18 protein-coding genes and 1 tRNA gene are annotated in these 18,100 nt (G+C 31.6%); 5 read left to right on the top strand and 14 right to left on the bottom strand.

All coding sequences use genetic code 11. From position 1 onward, the window contains the following. Positions 1-14: 14 nt before the first annotated feature. From IY230_RS00200 to IY230_RS00190, 3 genes are all read right to left on the bottom strand, one after another. Positions 15-1,871, bottom strand: a complete 1,857-nt coding sequence (locus IY230_RS00200; RefSeq protein WP_196369341.1) for a heavy metal translocating P-type ATPase — start codon at positions 1,869-1,871, stop codon at positions 15-17. Next, positions 1,871-2,173 carry an iron-sulfur cluster repair di-iron protein, ric gene (locus tag IY230_RS00195; RefSeq protein WP_196369340.1) on the bottom strand — a complete coding sequence of 101 codons (303 nt, stop codon included), beginning with the start codon at positions 2,171-2,173 and terminating at the stop codon, positions 1,871-1,873. The genes IY230_RS00200 and IY230_RS00195 overlap by 1 nt, the downstream gene beginning before the upstream one ends. 89 nt (positions 2,174-2,262) lie before the next feature. Continuing rightward, positions 2,263-2,736, bottom strand: a complete 474-nt coding sequence (locus tag IY230_RS00190) for a hypothetical protein (protein WP_196369339.1) — start codon at positions 2,734-2,736, stop codon at positions 2,263-2,265. A gap of 172 nt (positions 2,737-2,908) precedes the next feature. Here IY230_RS00190 and IY230_RS00185 point away from each other — a divergent pair, with 172 nt between their 5' ends. From IY230_RS00185 to IY230_RS00165, 5 genes are all read left to right on the top strand, one after another. Next, positions 2,909-3,244, top strand: a complete 336-nt coding sequence (locus IY230_RS00185; RefSeq protein ID WP_196369338.1) for a zinc ribbon domain-containing protein YjdM — start codon at positions 2,909-2,911, stop codon at positions 3,242-3,244. A 157-nt stretch (positions 3,245-3,401) separates the two neighbouring features. Next, complete coding sequence (locus tag IY230_RS00180; RefSeq protein WP_196369337.1) at positions 3,402-4,745, top strand: FAD-binding oxidoreductase; 1,344 nt, start codon at positions 3,402-3,404, stop codon at positions 4,743-4,745. Between the two features lie 180 nt (positions 4,746-4,925). After that, entirely contained in the window at positions 4,926-5,339 is a 414-nt protein-coding gene (locus IY230_RS00175; RefSeq protein ID WP_196369336.1) for an Hsp20/alpha crystallin family protein, read from the top strand. 192 nt (positions 5,340-5,531) lie between these two features. Continuing rightward, on the top strand, positions 5,532-6,752 hold the full coding sequence (locus IY230_RS00170; RefSeq protein ID WP_196369335.1) for a trans-2-enoyl-CoA reductase family protein: 1,221 nt from the start codon (positions 5,532-5,534) through the stop codon (positions 6,750-6,752). 123 nt (positions 6,753-6,875) lie between these two features. Next, a complete protein-coding gene (locus tag IY230_RS00165) occupies positions 6,876-7,574 on the top strand; it encodes a TVP38/TMEM64 family protein (RefSeq protein ID WP_196369334.1) in 699 nt (232 codons plus the stop codon). Between the two features lie 19 nt (positions 7,575-7,593). Here the strand turns inward: IY230_RS00165 and IY230_RS00160 are convergent, their stop codons facing one another. The 11 genes from IY230_RS00160 to smpB all read right to left on the bottom strand — a co-directional run bounded on the left by IY230_RS00160 (position 7,594) and on the right by smpB (position 18,089). Continuing rightward, on the bottom strand, positions 7,594-9,447 hold the full coding sequence (locus IY230_RS00160) for an ABC transporter ATP-binding protein (RefSeq protein WP_196369333.1): 1,854 nt from the start codon (positions 9,445-9,447) through the stop codon (positions 7,594-7,596). After that, entirely contained in the window at positions 9,447-11,201 is a 1,755-nt protein-coding gene (locus IY230_RS00155) for an ABC transporter ATP-binding protein (RefSeq protein WP_196369332.1), read from the bottom strand. The genes IY230_RS00160 and IY230_RS00155 overlap by 1 nt, the downstream gene beginning before the upstream one ends. After that, entirely contained in the window at positions 11,198-11,632 is a 435-nt protein-coding gene (locus tag IY230_RS00150; RefSeq protein WP_196369331.1) for a MarR family winged helix-turn-helix transcriptional regulator, read from the bottom strand. The genes IY230_RS00155 and IY230_RS00150 overlap by 4 nt, the downstream gene beginning before the upstream one ends. Before the next feature lie 189 nt (positions 11,633-11,821). Beyond that, positions 11,822-12,151, bottom strand: coding sequence for a YolD-like family protein (locus IY230_RS00145; protein WP_196369330.1), 330 nt, complete (start codon positions 12,149-12,151; stop codon positions 11,822-11,824). Beyond that, on the bottom strand, positions 12,144-13,418 hold the full coding sequence (locus IY230_RS00140; protein WP_230852550.1) for a Y-family DNA polymerase: 1,275 nt from the start codon (positions 13,416-13,418) through the stop codon (positions 12,144-12,146). Before IY230_RS00140 ends, IY230_RS00145 begins: the two co-directional genes overlap by 8 nt. A gap of 266 nt (positions 13,419-13,684) precedes the next feature. Continuing rightward, complete coding sequence (locus IY230_RS00135) at positions 13,685-14,644, bottom strand: carbohydrate kinase family protein (protein ID WP_196369328.1); 960 nt, start codon at positions 14,642-14,644, stop codon at positions 13,685-13,687. A 638-nt stretch (positions 14,645-15,282) separates the two neighbouring features. Further along, a tRNA-Arg gene (locus tag IY230_RS00130) sits at positions 15,283-15,359 on the bottom strand. 14 nt (positions 15,360-15,373) lie between these two features. Further along, positions 15,374-15,787 carry a GNAT family N-acetyltransferase gene (locus IY230_RS00125; protein WP_196369327.1) on the bottom strand — a complete coding sequence of 138 codons (414 nt, stop codon included), beginning with the start codon at positions 15,785-15,787 and terminating at the stop codon, positions 15,374-15,376. Between the two features lies 1 nt (position 15,788). Continuing rightward, complete coding sequence (locus IY230_RS00120; RefSeq protein ID WP_196369326.1) at positions 15,789-16,664, bottom strand: phosphatase PAP2 family protein; 876 nt, start codon at positions 16,662-16,664, stop codon at positions 15,789-15,791. Beyond that, positions 16,657-17,643, bottom strand: a complete 987-nt coding sequence (locus IY230_RS00115) for a patatin-like phospholipase family protein (RefSeq protein ID WP_196369325.1) — start codon at positions 17,641-17,643, stop codon at positions 16,657-16,659. Before IY230_RS00115 ends, IY230_RS00120 begins: the two co-directional genes overlap by 8 nt. Beyond that, positions 17,640-18,089 (bottom strand): SsrA-binding protein SmpB, encoded by a 450-nt coding sequence (gene smpB, locus IY230_RS00110; RefSeq protein ID WP_196369324.1) that lies wholly within the window; start codon positions 18,087-18,089, stop codon positions 17,640-17,642. Before smpB ends, IY230_RS00115 begins: the two co-directional genes overlap by 4 nt. Positions 18,090-18,100: the final 11 nt, after the last annotated feature.

The raw sequence follows: 18,100 nt of genomic DNA, 5'->3' as shown, positions 1-18,100 counted from the left end.
AACCTTGATTTAAATCAATTATTCTTCGTTTTATACCTTAAAAGTCTCATGGCATTTAGGATGACTACTAAGATACTTGCTTCATGAACTAGCATACCAATACTCATATTGACCCACTCGCCCCAAAATAAACTTACTAATAATACGACAACAACACCAATCGCGATTAATATATTTTGGATCATATTATGTTTAGTAGCTTTTGCTAGGCCTAAAGCATGTGGTAGTTTATTGATATTATCATTCATTAATACAACATCAGATGTTTCAATCGCAACATCAGTTCCACCACCCATAGCGATACCAATATGTGCAAGCGCGATGGATGGACTATCATTTACGCCATCACCAACAAAAGCAATCATATGACCTTCACTCATGAGTTTTTTAATGTAGTTTGCTTTATCTTCTGGCAACATGTTTCCAACTGCTTTTGAAAGTCCTAACTCTTTAGCAACGATATCTACACTACCTTGATTATCTCCAGATAATACAATCAAGTTTTTAACACCCATTTTTTTGATTCGTTTTAAATCCTTTACAAGATTGGGTCTTACTTCATCACGAATCCCCATTAAACTTACTAACTTTTCATCAATAGCTGCAAGAACTATGGAGTGTCCTTCATGTTCTAATCTATTGATTTCATCCATGATATCTGACTTTATTTCTATACCATTATCTTTCATGAGTACTAAATTTCCAACAAGTACTCTTTTTTTATGGATACTTGCAACAATCCCACCACCTTTGATAACATCTGTGTGGTCTATGTGTAGTGTTTTAGCATCTTTTATGTGACCTGTAATAGCCTTTGCAAGCGGATGATCTGATTGTTTTTCTATACTGTAAATATAAGGTATGATTTCTATTTTATCCAACTCAAAATAAGCCTCATATCTTAATACAGGATGTCCTATTGTAAGTGTTCCTGTTTTATCAAAAACGATGGTATCAACCTTACTAAAGTTACCAATAACCTCACTTCCCTTTAGTAAAACACCATGTCTTGCACCGTTTCCAATACCAGCAACATTAGATACTGGAACACCAATGACAAGTGCACCCGGGCAACCTAGTACGAGTATTGTAATAGCTAATGCTACATCTTGTGTAATCACCCAAACAATAAGCGCAAGTACTAAAACAAACGGCGTATACCATGTAGCAAACCTATCAATAAACTTTTCAGCCTCAGACTTCGAATCTTGTGCTTCTTCAACAAGTTCTATGATTTTACCAAACGTAGTATCTTCTCCTACTTTTTGTGCAACGATTTGTATTGTTCCATTATCTAAAATCGTACCTGCAAATACTTTGGAGTCGACAACTTTTTTAACAGATACTGCTTCACCTGTAATACTTGCTTCATTAATATAGGCACTACCACTTAAAACAATACCATCCACAGGCACCTTAGCACCCGTTTTAACTAATAAAATATCAGTTACTTCTACATCATCAATACCAACTTCTAAAAACTCACCATCATCCATCTTTTTAAGTGCAGTTTCTGGTGCCATTTCAGTTAGTGCCTTAATCGCTGATCTTGTCTTATTAAGTGTTCTTTGTTCCAAATAGGCACCAAATAAAAATAAGAATGTAACAATTGCAGACTCTTCGTATGCCTTAATAATAAACGCACCTAAAACTGCAATTGTAACAAGTAAATCAATACTAATAACTTTTACTTTTAATGCTTGAAAGGCAGATATAGCAATCGGTAACACCCCAATTATGGATGCAGCCATAAGTGTTACATCAAATATCAGTTTTTGATCAAAAGCGTAACGTGAGATAAACCCTGATACAATCAATAAAATAGAAAGTATCATAATCTTTATCTTTTGTTTATATATAAATGAGACCATTAAATCACCGCACTTTCATCATATGCTTTATTTAACTCATCAAGCATTTGGTATACCGCTTCATAACTTTCACACACATCATGTGGTACTTTATAATGATTAGTGATTACTTTTAATGCTTCAAACTCAGTTTTTAAGTCTAAATTATTTTGATTGAGTTTATCATTAAGTAATTCAAATACGCGTCTTACCTCATGAAACTCAGGATGTAATTTACCATGTACACGATCAACGATTGGTACATACATTTTCAATTTATCCATATACTCACTTTTAGCTACTATAAAACTTGATTGTTTCATTGTTCATACCTCTTTTCTTTTTCTACACCCTTATTATAGTATGAACATAAAAATAAATACTTGACCTAAATCAAGTTTTCATCTTATAATTAAATACTCAAATCATCATGATCATCATCGTCTTCATCATGATCATCATCCATATCGTCGTTGTCATCTTCTAAATTGCTAGTTATATTATAATACATAACATACGTATTAGATTGACCTTCGAAGTCTGGAATAGTTACGACTTGCATATGTGTATAACCTTCTAAATTTGATGGTTTAGTTTCATGGCTAAACCCGTTTTTTGAAGCTAACATATTTTCAAACATGACCACATATGGGCTAATCTCTTCTACAGCTTCTACTTGTTCTTCTGTTACAACTTCAACAGTTTCTTTATTTGTTGTAGTTGTTTCTGGTGTTTCTTGTTCTATGACATCAACAGATGAACTTAGTTGAAATGCCATCACGCTTTCTTTATTATTAAACTCGAGTAAGTTTGAGTTTTCAGATTTACAACCAACTAATGTTAAGGCCGTAATAATTAATAATGGAATACTAAATGTTTTTTTCATATGTAAATCCTACCTTTCACCATATATACGAAAGACCTGGTGTGTTTTATTGGTAAAAAATAAAAATATAATAATTTTAATGCGTAATCGTCATATTTACCCACATTTTGGGTCCAAAATTGATTATGGTATAATGAATGAACATAATGAGAATAAGGTAGGTGTAGTTTATATGAGTTGTCCAAGTTGTGGATTTGAATATACATATGAAGATAACGACATGATGGTTTGTTCTGCTTGTCAGTATAGTTGGGATCCTGCTCAACTTGAAAGTGAAAACAAGTTTACTGTCAAAGATGCCAATAATAATATATTAGTAGATGGAGATGATGTTATCGTCATTAAAGATCTTAAAGTAAAAGGTTCTTCTGGTGTGATTAAGCAAGGTACAAAAGTTACAGGTATTAGATTAATTGAAGATGCAAAAGATGGCCATGATATCGACTGTAAAATTAAAGATTTCGGCCAAATGAAATTAAAATCAGAATTCGTTAAAAAAGCAAACTAAAAAGTTTGTTTTTTTTATGATAGCTATGGTTTATTTAAGATAAGTTAAAAGTATTTTTCATAACTTGAATATTTAATATATGCCAAGTCCTCAAAATTGAATAAAGTAAGCGTATTCAATATAATAAAAGTATATATAAAATATATAAGGAGTTCATATGAAAAACATAATCCAAGATTCAAGTAGAGTATTTATCGGTACTGATGTACCTGATGTATACCAAAACCCTTTTGGTGCGAACAAAGTTTATGGTGTTGTAAAACCTATAAATGAAGATGAAGTTATTAAAGCAGTTCAATTTGCAAATGCCCAAAATATGCCAATTATTGCACGTGGTGCAAATACTGGTGCTGCTGGTTCTCAAATACCGGTAGTTGGTGGCGAATTAATCATCGACTTAAGTTTAATGAATAAAGTCGTTGAAGTTGATTTAGAAACGATGACCTTAACCGTAGAACCTGGTATCACATTAGAAAATGTTCAAAAAATTGCAGATGAACACGGTTTAATGTATGCACCAGACCCTGCATCTAAAATGTCTTCTATTGGTGGTAACGTATCTACCAATGCTGGTGGTATGCGTGCAATTAAATATGGTGCTACAAGAGAAAACGTTCGAAGTTTACATGTTGTCTTAGCAGATGGTACTAAATTAGCACTTGGTGGTAAAACAATTAAAGATGCTTCAGGTTATGATTTACTAGATTTATTTATCGGTTCTGAAGGAACTTTAGGTATTACAACTCAAGTTTCGTTAAAACTTGTACCAAAACCTAAATTCAACAAATCTATGGTGTTAGCATTTAATGATCCATTTACAGCAACAGATACAGTAATTGAGATATTAAAAACTGGTATCTTGCCAGCTGCACTTGAGTTATTTGACCGTGAATCCATTAAATTTAGTGAATCTTTCTTAAATAAGAAATTCATCTCACAAACAGGTGAAGCCTACATCTTATTAACTGTTGATGGTAATGAACTAACTAACATCAATAATTCGTTAGACCTAATTCACCAAATTGGTGATAAAAAAGCTATCGAGCAAATTTTCTTAAATGAAAAAGAGGCTGTTGAAGCATGGCAAATGAGAGACTCTATTCTTTACGGTATTATGAATGCTACATATTTTGAAATGTTAGACGAAGTTGTACCTATTAATAAATTTGCTGACATGATTCGTTATACTAAAGAGTTAGAAATTAAACATGGTATCAGAGTGTTAAACTTCGGTCACTCTGGTGATGGTAATATCCATACAATCATGATGAAAGATGCACTTTCAGATGACGTTTGGCAAGCAAAACGTCATGCATTCTTAGATGATCTCTATAAAGAAGTGTATCGTTTAGGTGGCTTAATTTCTGCAGAGCACGGTGTTGGTTACTTCAAGAGAGAACATTTCCTAAAAATGACAAACCAAGATAACATCCATGTGATGAAATTAATTAAAAAAGCACTTGATCCTAAAAACTTATTAAACCCTGGAAAAGTATTTTAATACATTAATAATCATTGAAGCTCAATCTAAAAAGGATTGAGCTTTCTTTATATAGAATCTATAAAATATCACAAAATTAGCACTCTATTCTTGACAGTGCCAATAATATTCGATATACTATATGTGGACTTGGAAAGATACATCAAGTTCAAAAATAAAAATAAAGGGAGTGTAAAAACTATGTTGAGTTTATTGAACAAAAATAGAAGTTTCTTTTATGATTTCTTTGAAGACTTCAATGTGCTTAATCCGGTGACTACTTCTAACTTAATGAGAACAGATATTAAGGAAACACAAAATGGTTACTCATTATGTGTAGAACTTCCTGGATTTAAAAAAGAGGATGTAAAGGTAAGCTTAGAGGATGGTTACTTAACTATTGAAGCTCATACTTCTAAGAATTCAGAAACCAAAGATCAAGGTACTAAGTACATTAGAAAAGAAAGATATGAAGGTACTATGAAGCGTAGTTATTATGTAGGTAACCTACATCTTGATGAAATCAATGGTACTTTTGAAAACGGTATGTTACATATCGAACTTCCAAAAGAAACTAGAAAAGAACCTGAAAAACGTTATTTAGAACTTAAATAACATTTCTAGAATCCAAGTTATTGTGATTAAAGAATCCAATGCTTGGGTTCTTTTTTTATACACACCTAATACTATATTAAAAATACATATAACGAATAAACAACTACTTTTTACCACTAAAGACAAATTTCATGTATAATATATAAATAGTTTTGATATTCAAAACATTTTACTAAAATTAAGGAGACAATCATGATTATTAAACCGTCTATACGTAGTAACTTCTTTACAAACTCAAATCCATTAGGTGTTCAAAAAATGGTCAATAACTATATTGAAGATGTTAAAAAATTACCTAAATATAAAGGTCCTAAAAATGTATTAATTGTTGGGGGATCGTCAGGTTACGGACTAGCATCTCGTATTAGTTTAGCATTTGCAGCAAACGCAAACACTATCAACGTATCATTTGAAAGCATACCACGTGGTAGTAAAACTGGTTCTGCTGGTTACTGGAATAACTTATTCTTCCAGGATGCAGTAAAAGATCTAGATCAAAAACATTTTGACTTTAACGCAGATGCATTTATTCCTGAAACCAAAAGGGCTATTCTAGAAAAAATCCAAAAAGAATTTGGCCAAATTGATTTACTTATTTATTCACTAGCATCTGGTGCACGTAAAAATGTTGAAACTGGCGAACTTATACGTTCTTCCATTAAACCTTTAGGTAAACCAGCTGTAGGGCGCACCATTGATATTAAATCGATGCATGTAGAACCATTAACTGTTGAACCAGCTACAGAACAAGAAACAAAAGATACTGTGTTTGTTATGGGTGGGGGAGACTGGAGTGACTGGGTAACTTACTTAGATAACGCAGGTGTTTTAGCTCAAGATTTTAAAACCATTTCTTACACATATATTGGTGGAAAAAATACAGATGCAATTTACCGCTCTGGTACAATCGGCCAAGCTAAACTAGATTTAGAAGCTACTGCTGATAGATTAAACAACTCATTAAAAGCTAAATATAATGGTGAAGCACTGATTTCTTCAAGTAAAGCTATTGTATCTAAGGCAAGTGTATTTATTCCTCAAATGCCAATTTACGTATCCTATCTATTTGATGAAATGACTAAAAATGGTACACATGAAACTACACTAGAACATAAACACAGATTATTTAAAGATATGATCTATGGCAACAACAGAATTCTAGATGAAAACGGACGCATCCGTTTAGACCATCTAGAAATGGATTCTAAACTTCAAGAACGTATTAATAAACTGATGCATAAAGACATTGATCAATCATTCTTAGATTTAGAAGGTACTAAATTATTCTTAGATGAGTTTTACCAAATCAACGGATTTAATGTACCAGGTGTAAACACCGATCAAGAAATTGATTTAGATGCGCTTCAAACAACCTACAAAACTGATAAGTATGTTGATTTACTAGCAGATTAATTCATATAGTTTAAAAACTCTAACAGCACCTAAATTTTGGGTCTAGTTAGAGTTTTTTTATTCTTTAATTGTGGCACAAACCCATTAGACTAAAATTTTGATATAATAAGTTAGGTGATTATGATGAACAAAGATACAAAGAAAAAAATACTTATAACTTCTATAATACTTGTAGCCATTGTTGGTATATTTATACTACTTTATTTTTTACTTGGACTAAACAAATATTTTACAGATGCTGATTTTATTAAAGAAAAGATAGAAAGTTACGGTAATTTAGGTAAAGTTATCTATATACTCATCAACTTACTTCAAACAACCATCATACCCGTAACCAATATTCCTACCATATTTGCAGGCACTTACGTTTATGGCCCATTTGAGGGAGCAACACTTGCTATAATTGGTGTATTAATTGGTAGTGTGATTAGTTTTTATGTAGGTCGTATATTTGGTACTAAACTGCTTCGCTGGATATTAGGTGATAAAGAGTTAGATAAGTACCTAGATATGATGAAAGGCCGTGAAAAGGTAGTTTTTTTCTTAACAATGCTACTTCCAGGGTTTCCTGATGACATCATTTGTATGGTCGCTGGTATTACACCCATGCGATTTAGATTCTTTTCAATCACTCTACTTATAACTAGAACAATCCCTATATATTTAACTGCATACGGTGCAAGCCTCATTCGACTAGATACCGTTTGGGGTTGGGTTATTTGGATAGCAATCTATGTCATTATATTCTATATTGGACAAAAGATTTTACGTCACTGGGACGAGATATTAGCGCGATTTAAAGGTAAAAATAAAGGAGAATAATTTTATTCTCCTATTTTTTTTACTCTAATTCAAAACTACCTGTAAAAAGTTCATAATAAGTTCCTTTTAAATCAATTAGTTCATTATGACTACCACGTTCTATGATGTTACCACCTTCAAGTAAAATGATAGCTTTTGAGTTTTTAATGGTGGATAGTCTATGCGCAATGACAAATACAGTTCTACCTGTCATTAATCTATCCATACCATCTTGGATTAATTTTTCAGTATAAGTGTCAATAGATGAAGTTGCTTCATCTAAGATTAATACTGGCGGATTTGAGATTGCAGCACGTGCAATCGATAATAACTGACGTTGTCCTTGGCTTAAGTTTGCACCATCATCTGTGATAATTGTATCGTAGCCATTAGGAAGTTTTAAGATAAATTCGTGAGCATTAGCAAGTTTAGCTGCCACAACTACATCTTTATCAGTTGCATCTAACTTACCGTATCTAATGTTTTCTCGTACTGTTGTTTGGAAAAGGTGCGTATCTTGTAAAACTATTCCTAATGATCTTCTAAGTGATGACTTTTTAATGTCCTTAATATCAATACCATCAAATGTAATTGTTCCATTGTTAATTTCATAGAAACGGTTAATTAGATTTGTAATGGTTGTTTTACCAGCACCAGTTGAACCAACAAAGGCTATTTTTTGTCCCGGTTTTGCAAATACAGATATATCTTTTAAAACTAATTTATCACTGCTATATCCAAAATCTACGTGATCTAATCTCACATCACCTTTTAATCTAGTTAATTTACCTTTATTATTCCATGCCCAAATATCAGTTGGTTCATCAGATTCTACTAGTTCTTTATGCTCATATTTAGCATAGGTTAAAGTTACATAGCCATCATCAACTTCTTTTTCAAGATCCATCACTTCAAATACACGGCTTGCGCCTGCAAGTGCCATTTGAACAAAGTTTAATTGTTGGCTCATTTGATTGACCGGCCCCATGAATTGTCTAGTGAATATTAAGTATAAGACTAATCCTGAAACAGATAGATAACCGTTTAGTACAAGCATACCTCCAAAGATTGCAGTTAATGCAAACCCTAAGAAACCTAGATTAATGGATATCGGAATAAGCATACCACTTCGTGTCATTGAAATTCTAGCTGAGTCTTTTACTTTTTCATTTAACATGCCAAAACCTTCAATTGCTTCTTGTTCGTGTCTAAATACTTTAACAACTTTTTGTCCTTCTATCATTTCTTCAATATAACCGTTTAATAGACCTGTATTTTTTTGTTGTGCATTAAAGTACTTTCTAGTTCTTTTACTAATGATTCTAGTAATACCAATTAAAATTATAGCAAATACTAAAGTAAATAATCCAATTACCCAAGAAATAGCAAGCATGGCTATAAAGTACCCGGCCATTAACATGAAAGACACAGTTAACTGCGGTAAACTTTGAGATACCATTTGACGTGTTGCATCCACGTCATTGGTGAATCTACTCATGATATCACCATGTTTATTTGAGTCAAAATACTTAAGTGGTAAATCCATCATGTGATCAAATAAACTCGTTCTTAAATGCACTAAGCTATTTTGACTGACATGCACCATCAGTCTTAAGTGTGCAAAGGTAAATGAAATATTAATTACATAGAATAAAACCATCATACCTAATAACTTAATGATGCCACTAAAATCCGTACTACCTACTTCATACATGCGAAGTGCTTCATCCATAACATTTTGTAACGTATTTAACCCACTTACGTTTGCGATTGTAGAGACCACCATAAAGATTAGCACTAAAATTAAAGGTAATTTATTTCTTACGAAAACAAGTTTCATCAATCTTACAAAGGTTGTAGATTTTTTTAGTTTTTTGGTTTCATGTTTTGTCATTATTCAGCTACCTCCTTTGATTTGCTTTGTGCATCATATATCGTCTTATACATTGTGTTATGTTGATATAATTCTTCATGCGTACCAATTGAATTGATACCTTGTTCATCCATTAATATGATTTGATTGGCATCTTCAATTGAACTTAATCTTTGACTGATGACTACTTTTGTCATATGTGGCATATCTTTTCTAAATGCTTCTCTTATTAAGGCATCTGTTTTAGTATCTACCGCAGATGTGGAATCATCTAGTATTAATATTTTAGGATTACCAATTAGTGCTCTAGCAATCGTTAAGCGTTGGCGTTGTCCACCACTTAAGTTGACACCACCTTGTTCTATATGTGTGTCTAATCCTTTTTCCATTGCCATTACAAAATCATAAGCTTGGGCTTGTTTTAATACTTGAATGATTTCTTCATCAGTGGCATCTTTTTTACCCCACTGGATGTTTTCGCTAACACTACCACTAAATAATACATTTTTTTGAAGTACTAAAATAACTTCTTTTCTTAATGCCTCTAAACCATAGTGTTTAACGTTTTTACCACCCACTATGACTTCTCCACTTGTTGTATCATAAAGTCTAGCAAGTAGTTGAACAAGGGTAGATTTACCTGTACCAGTCGATCCAAATATACCAACATAAGAACCACTTTCTACATTTAAATTCACATCTTTTAAGACGTATTTTTCTGATATTTGTCCATACTTAAAACTAACCTGATTAAAACTAAATGAACCATCTAGTACGTCATGTACTGGATTTTCGGTTTCTTTTAAGTAAGGTTCTTCATCTAATACTTCATTAATACGACCAATTGATGCTCTTGACATCGCAAACATTAAAAATATTTGACTAAGCATTAATAAACTAAATAATACTTGGTTGACATATGTAATTGTATTAGCAAATTGACCTTCCGTTAAATCACCAATACTCATCATTTGAGAACCAAACCATCCAATCAGTACGAAACTTAATCCAATTGAAAATTGCATTAAGGGTCTATTGAATGTAATAATTTTTTCAGCCTTAACAGATATATCTCTCACATCCTTTGTAGCTCTGTCAAATCGGTTAGTTTCATAGTCTTCTCTTACAAAAGACTTTACAGTACGTATACCGATTAAATCTTCTTGAATTGTAAGGTTTAAATGGTCAATTTTAGTAAACATTCTAACAAAGTGTTTATGTGCTCTACTTAAGATCAAGTAAAACCCAATCACTAAAATAGGTACTACAATGACAAATATTGCCGCTAAAGTACCTGCAAATATTGCAATACTACCAATAGAAAAGATAAGTAATGCAGGAGCTCTTAATGCAACTCTTAATGTCATATTTAAAGATTGTTGAATCATATTGACATCCATTGTCATTCTAGTAATTAAACTAGATGTTTTAAAGTTGTCTATGTTTTCAAATGAATAAGTTTGAATCTTTTCAAACTGTGCTTGACGAAGATTATGACCAAACTCAGTAGATACCTTAGCTGCTGTTTTAGTAACTAAAACACCAAATGCTAAAGCAATCACTGCTGAAATGATCATAAGTACTCCATAATAAATAATAACTTCTTTATTTGGACTAGCTACACCCAAACTATCCACCGCGTTTACCCCATCATCAATTAACTTACTCATAAATATAGGAATAAGTATTTCAAATATAACTTCGACAATAATTAAAATAGGAATTAGAAACAACTCTTTTTTAACGGTATTAAAATATTTAAATAACTTTCTCAATTTGCTTCCTCCTCATCTATAAATCCATTCATCTTTTCAACAACACCTTGAAATACAACAAGTTCTTGACCTGTTAATAACTCATAGATACTATTTTCCATATCCTGTGTTGTTTTAATTGCATTTAATGCAGCCGCTTCACCTTTAGGTGTTAATACAATACGTTTTTTTCTTTTATCAATTTCTGAATCTATTCTTTGAATATATTCATAATTTTGTAAAGTATCTATCATACCCGTGACTGTACCACCACGAATTTGAAAAAAGGCTTCTATATCCTTTTGATATACAACCTCACCCTTATTTCTATGTAAATACATTAAAACTCTAGCTTGGCCAGTATGTATACCATTTTCTAAATACTTTTTATCTAGCATTCTTTTTAATTTACTTGTTAATATAAACAATTCTTTAATGAGTTGTTTTTCCATTGATATCACTCCTTATTAGTTAGGTACCTAACTATTATAGACGATAAAAAATGATTTGTAAACTTGGTTTAGCAAATCATTTTATGTAAGCGTTTCATAGTGTATTTTTTAACACAAACTGCCCAGTTAAGTCATTTTCGTAACCCAAATGTGTAAATAGTTCACACATTTTATACTTTCATCAAATCATTAATCCTTAGGTAGATGTATGATATTTACTATATCATCTAAGGCTAATCTAATGCCATTATCCAATATCATATATCTATAATTACGATCTAACTTTTTAACATGCCCATAGATATTTTTAATATAGCCATCAAAATAATAGTAAATTTGAATTTCTAATCTATTTTCAATAGCTTCTTTAAGTAGTTCATCTAATCTATTTAACTTATCTTCTAAAAGTATTGGTCTATCTTTTTTACCTTTTTCATACTTATAGGCTTCAATTGTTTCATGAAATCCATTTAATGCATCAAATGGTGCCCATTTGATAATGCCCCTATCTTTATACATGATGGCCACCTATTTGCTTGTTTCTTTGTTTGGCAGTTGCATGTTCTTGTTCAGAGGATAATCTAATGACTGAATTTTTACCAAATTTATGTTTAATTTTATCCATTGTCATATGAAGTTGATATTCTTTTTCTAACTTATCTGCATCTTCAAACAGTGAGTATTGATATACTTTATTATCAGTTAATTTAGAAAGATGTACGCCTACTGTACGAATTGGAAAACCCTCATAATACATATCAAACAAGTCTAGGCATGTTTGATATATAGTAGATTCAGATGAAGTGGGTTGTTCAAGTGTAACTTGTCTAGAAAAACCTCCACCAACACTTTTTGTGTATCCAATAGACAAACTAATCGTTTGGGCACGCTTTTTAGCAATTCTAAGTCTGCGTGTTACGTCATCCACCATTTCTAATATAATAGTCATGATTTCTGTTTCGTTATAATCTCTAAACAGTACTTGACCCGAACCAAAGGATTTAGGTTTTGTTCTAAGCTTATATTTATCTTTAATTTCACTTAGATCGATGCCATGGGTGTGATACCATAACTCTTCTCCTAAGACACCAAATCTGCGTTTTAACTTCTCTTTAGGATAGTTTGCGATATCTCCTATTGTAAATAATCCAAGCTTATTTAAATGTGATTCCATTCTATGCCCAATACCCCACATTTTAGATAGTGGTGTGACTGGCCATAGGTGATTTTTGATGTCATCATAGTTCCATTTAGCAATGTTATTACGGTTCTTTTTAGCTTCAATATCCATACTTAGTTTAGACATTAACATATTAGGTCCTATACCACACGTTGCAGTTAAACCTAATTTAGATGTGATTCTAGTTAGGATTTCTTGAGCTAGTTCTACATCTGTCTTTTTATAGTATGCTAAATAACTTGTTAAATCTAGAAAAGCCTCATCAATCGAATACACGTAAAGATCATTTTCACTGATGAAGTCTAAATAGACGCCAATGACTGAAGCTGAATATTCCAGATATGTTTGCATTTGAGGTTTTGCATAAATAATATTTAAATCCTCAGGTAGTTCAAATATTCTGCAGCGTGATGGTACACCTAAGGATTTTAAGTAAGGTGAAACCGCAAGTACAATAGAACCACCGCCTCTAGATTTATCAGCAACTACTAGCGGTGTTTTAAATGGATCAAGCCCTCTTAAAACACATTCAACTGATGCATAAAAACTTTTAAGGTCTATACATAAAATCGTTTTATTTAGTTGGTATATTTTAAGGTCTTCCATTTTGTTGTGCCTCCCTAGTTTCTTGATTATATACAACCAAATTGATGAAAGCAAGTTGAAAATACACATCATTTTAGATACAAAAAATCACCATGGCAGTTAACTGCTTGGTGATGATATTTTGTAGTAATTAATATATTTTACATAATGTTAATACTATGATTCATGTACATTTAAAGCGTTAATTAGGCCGCGAAAGCGGTCTTATTAGAATAGTGAATATAGATGATAATCAACACATAAGTACCTTATAAGGCTATTATATATCATTCTTTGTAGTTATTAATCATTGCCTCAACTTCTTCAAGACTAGGAATGTTTTCCATCGCTCCTAATTTTGTAGTAGATAGTGCTGCATAGGCGTTTGCAAATTTTAGAATGTCATAACTGTTATATTGATTTAAGATAAGATTGTTTTTACTGAGTTGATATAGGAAGGCACCCATAAATGCATCACCTGCACCTGTGGTATCAATACTACTTACTGTAAATCCAGGATGTTTAATGACTGCATCGATATCTTTAAAATATAGTCTAGAACCTTCTTTACCTTTAGTCACAATGACTACTTTCACTTGACCAACAAATAGGGATTTAATCGCTACTTGTTCATCATCAAAGCCTGTCATAAAATTTAATTCATCACTAGATACTTTAACGATATCTGTTAAGTGTAAGAATTCATAAATGACATCCAGCATTTTTTTATGATCTTGCCATAGAGCAAGTCTGATATTTGGATCAAAACTTACTAATCCGTTATGCTTTCTAGTAAGTTCAATTGCTTTGATATGTGCTTCTTTAATTGGGTTTTCCGTTAGCGATACAGAACAAAAATGTAGGATGTTTCTGTCAAATTCTTTTTTAGGCACCATAGATGCTTCATATAATTCATCAGCTCCAGGATTTCTATAGAATACAAAATCTCTATCACCTACATCTGTTAAACTCACAAATGCCAGTGATGTTGGTCTTTTAGAAGTTTGGTGAATATATTTAGTTTCTACATTAAATGATTTTAGTTTATCAATCAAATAACTACCGAAACTGTCATGACCAACTTGTCCTAAAAATATAGACTCACCACCAAGTTTAGCAACCACTGCTGCTACATTTGCTGGTGCTCCACCTGCATGTTTTATAAAGTTTTGGACTCCTTTTAGATTCACCCCTTTTTCTTTAGGTATGAAATCTATTAAAAGTTCACCTATTGTTATAACTTTCATAAGTATAACCTCCCTGTATACTTCTATTTTATCACTAAACCTGTAAATATTTAATGCTTCTAATAAAAATACAATCCGATCGGATTGTGCTTAGTGTTTTTAAAAGATATTTAAAATAGTTGGTGTAATAAAACATCTTCAATTAATTGGTGGTGTTTCCGGCCCTAAAAATATAATAGTTAGCGCGAACCTTAATACAAAAACATACACCAAATATAAATTTAAGACGTTTTTTGTGAGTCTAAAAGTAATTTTATAATCATTGCCAAATGAGTTGTGATAATTATTGAAAATGACACAATAAATAACAAGATTGGTAATAATAAAAAATCGCCTGCATTTACTGGTGGATTTTCATTTATAGCAACTACTATATATACACTAAATATCACTGTTGATAATAAATTAGAGATAACCAATACCTTACTGTATTTAGGTTTTTTATAAGTGTATACGATATCGAGTAGTAATGTAGATACTATAAGGATAACGATTGATGTATATGACATAAACTTAATTTTAAAAACTAAGTAGATTAAAAGTGTTAGTAAAGTTAACATCAGTACAAAACAAACTCTTTTAGACATTTTTTCCTCTCGAAAATATTAATTAATAGTCAAGACTTAAATAAACAATAATGGTGTATCCGATCAGGTTTGAACTGACACTCTTTCCCTTCGGAGGGGAATGCTTTATCCAGTTAAGCTACGGATACAAGTGAAAAATGATCTACTTAATATAGACCATTTTTTGATGCCAAATACCTGCATCTTTATATTTTCTTCCAACGACTTTAAAATCTAATTTTTTATAGAAGTCTATTCTAACATCTTGACTACTTACAGCAAGTACATCATGTTTTTCTTGTAAGTATTTTATGATTTCAGTGGAAAAACCTATTTTTCTATATTCTTTTAGGGTAGCGACTCTACCAATATAAAGTTCTTCTTTTTCTTCTATAAGCCTAGCATATGAAACAATTTTTCCATCTTTTTTAATAAATAAATGTTCACATACAAGATCATGGTCGTCAATATCAACTTCAATAATTTCTTGTTCAACCATAAAAACAGTTTGTCTTAGTTTAAATATTTCAACAAGTTCTTCTTTAGTTAACTCTTTAAACGATTTATGAAATACCATACTACACCTTTAACATTTTGAATACAAACATAGAAATTGCACTACCACCAAAACCTACAAATAGGTATCTAACAAAATCTAGGTATAAATTATCAACTGCAATCATATCAAATAAGAAACTTAACCCTAAATAGAAAGCGCCAACAATTAAAGCCCCTACAAGTGCTCTATATAATACCTTAATACCTTTTGGTAAGTCATTATATTGGATATAGAGTTTATCTACTGCATAACCTACAAAGAATCCAGTTAATCCACCCACTGCAACAAATAGATTCTTAAGTTCTTCATATGTTTGTCCAAAACTTGAAATAATAAATACAATAAGAACTAAAGGAATTGTAATGAGTAATCCAAACAAGTGTTCTTTATCACCCATCATATCAACTAATACAGAAACTCCTAGTGCTATAACAATACCTAATGCCAAACCTGCAAGGACGTCAGTTAGGTAGTGTTGCCCCAAGTACATACGGGTAAATGGTACTATGATTATTGCAGCTAGTAATACCCATTTTAACCATTTAGATTTATTTGAATAATTCTTGTACAATACAGTTGTAATGACACCTGTATTTTGAGCATGTCCTGAAGGGAAACTATATCCATGTGTGAGGGTACCTACTCCAAGTGAAGGGTCTTCTACATACGGTCTATTTCTTGCAATAATACCCTTTAATAGTTCATTTACAATAGCACTACTTATAAAAACAAATACCAGTTTAAATGCTATCCTTTTATTAAAAAACCAATAAATCACCAAAGCAATTGCAATAAATACGAGCTGATCACCTAACTCTGTTAAGAGTTCCATGAGTGTATCTAAAAAAGAATTTCTAATACCTTGTATAAAACGTATAATATCTAATTCATTCATTTACTTTTTCTACCCCTTTTTTACTTTTTCTTAACTTTTTATTTTCTTTAATCATTTTCTTTAGTTTTGATCGTTCCTGAAGTTTTCGATGTTTCACAAACATCTCTTCAAATTTGGATAGTTCTAAAACTTTAAACCCAGTCTTTTTTATAAAGGATGTAAAGCCAAAGGAACGCTTGATCATGCGTTCATCTATCATTTTTGAGATCATTGTTTTAGCCACATAGTATCCAAGTTCTTCTTTTTCAGTTTTAAATTCCGGATTAAACTTCACAACATCTAACATATCTGCTAAACGATTGGATTCAAATGCAGATGTGGATGTAAAGTTAACAATTGTAATATCATGATTATCATAAATATGTGGATTAAACCAGTCATCTAATGCAATTGCAAAAATAAAGTTGCACCCTGCATCAATTAAAGGTTGTACAGGATAGTTATCAATAACACCACCGTCTACATATTTATGTTCGCCAATAGTTGTTGGACCAAATACCAGTGGAATTGAAGAGGATGCCATCACTGAAATGAAGGGATCTTCTACTTCATTTAAATTAAATACTTTCTTTTCCATGGTATCTGTTTTAATTTGATGTATAAATGATTCCTTATCATAAATACGTGCTGCAGTTGCAAAACCTTGATACTTAGATCTTTTAATGCGTTTAAGATCTACACTTTCAATTAACTTTTCTGCAACCGGTCTAAAATCATAAAGTCTTTTATCTTTTAAGATAGATTGTTTTGAACCAAAGACATTTTCCGAGTCCATGATATCCCAAATCTTGACCATTTCTTTATGGCTTTTTTTGCTCATTAATAAAAGTGTGTTGATTGCACCTATTGAAACACCTGATATTACATCAATGTGTTTTAAGAGATTTAATTCTTCTAATGCCTTGATGACACCTAGTTGGTAACTTCCCTTTGCACCACCGCCACCAAGCATTAATCCCACTTTTATTTTTTGGTTCATCTTATTTTACCTTTAAGTGATTGTTGTTGTTCACGTTTAATATCACGTTCTTTAATCGTTTCACGTTTATCAAACAACTTTTTACCTTTAGCAAGAGCTATGACAACTTTAATTAAACCTTCATGAAGTTCTACAGTTAGAGGAATAATTGTCATACCATCTCTAGTTTGTGATCCCATTAGCTTATCAATTTCACTTCGATTTAATAACAGTTTTCTAGTTCTTGTTTCTTCATGATTAAAAATAGAGGATGCATCAAATTTTGCAATGTGCATGTTTAAGATAAAAACTTCTCCATTTCTAAATGTGATATAGGCTTCATTGATTGAACATTTACCTGCCCTGATACTTTTAACTTCACTACCTTGAAGTTTAATACCAGCCACAAATTTTTGTTCAATAAAATATTCAAAATGTGCTTTTTTATTTTGAGTAATAATTTTCATATGAGATTCCT

Source organism: Acholeplasma laidlawii (genome assembly GCF_015709225.1).
Taxonomy (GTDB): domain Bacteria; phylum Bacillota_I; class Bacilli_A; order Acholeplasmatales; family Acholeplasmataceae; genus Acholeplasma; species Acholeplasma laidlawii_A.
Note: the sequence above shows the minus strand (reverse complement) of the source record. Positions and strands in the feature narration are given on the sequence as shown.

Excerpts from the sequence above, each read along its gene's own strand:
- IY230_RS00200 (WP_196369341.1), bottom strand. The coding sequence starts at position 1,871 with ATGGTCTCATTTATATATAAACAAAAGATAAAGATTATGATACTTTCT.
- IY230_RS00195 (WP_196369340.1), bottom strand. The coding sequence starts at position 2,173 with ATGAAACAATCAAGTTTTATAGTAGCTAAAAGTGAGTATATGGATAAA.
- IY230_RS00190 (WP_196369339.1), bottom strand. The coding sequence starts at position 2,736 with ATGAAAAAAACATTTAGTATTCCATTATTAATTATTACGGCCTTAACA.
- IY230_RS00185 (WP_196369338.1), top strand. The coding sequence starts at position 2,909 with ATGAGTTGTCCAAGTTGTGGATTTGAATATACATATGAAGATAACGAC.
- IY230_RS00180 (WP_196369337.1), top strand. The coding sequence starts at position 3,402 with ATGAAAAACATAATCCAAGATTCAAGTAGAGTATTTATCGGTACTGAT.
- IY230_RS00175 (WP_196369336.1), top strand. The coding sequence starts at position 4,926 with ATGTTGAGTTTATTGAACAAAAATAGAAGTTTCTTTTATGATTTCTTT.
- IY230_RS00170 (WP_196369335.1), top strand. The coding sequence starts at position 5,532 with ATGATTATTAAACCGTCTATACGTAGTAACTTCTTTACAAACTCAAAT.
- IY230_RS00165 (WP_196369334.1), top strand. The coding sequence starts at position 6,876 with ATGAACAAAGATACAAAGAAAAAAATACTTATAACTTCTATAATACTT.
- IY230_RS00160 (WP_196369333.1), bottom strand. The coding sequence starts at position 9,447 with ATGACAAAACATGAAACCAAAAAACTAAAAAAATCTACAACCTTTGTA.
- IY230_RS00150 (WP_196369331.1), bottom strand. The coding sequence starts at position 11,632 with ATGGAAAAACAACTCATTAAAGAATTGTTTATATTAACAAGTAAATTA.
- IY230_RS00145 (WP_196369330.1), bottom strand. The coding sequence starts at position 12,151 with ATGTATAAAGATAGGGGCATTATCAAATGGGCACCATTTGATGCATTA.
- IY230_RS00140 (WP_230852550.1), bottom strand. The coding sequence starts at position 13,418 with ATGGAAGACCTTAAAATATACCAACTAAATAAAACGATTTTATGTATA.
- IY230_RS00135 (WP_196369328.1), bottom strand. The coding sequence starts at position 14,644 with ATGAAAGTTATAACAATAGGTGAACTTTTAATAGATTTCATACCTAAA.
- IY230_RS00125 (WP_196369327.1), bottom strand. The coding sequence starts at position 15,787 with ATGGTATTTCATAAATCGTTTAAAGAGTTAACTAAAGAAGAACTTGTT.
- IY230_RS00120 (WP_196369326.1), bottom strand. The coding sequence starts at position 16,664 with ATGAATGAATTAGATATTATACGTTTTATACAAGGTATTAGAAATTCT.
- IY230_RS00115 (WP_196369325.1), bottom strand. The coding sequence starts at position 17,643 with ATGAACCAAAAAATAAAAGTGGGATTAATGCTTGGTGGCGGTGGTGCA.
- smpB (WP_196369324.1), bottom strand. The coding sequence starts at position 18,089 with ATGAAAATTATTACTCAAAATAAAAAAGCACATTTTGAATATTTTATT.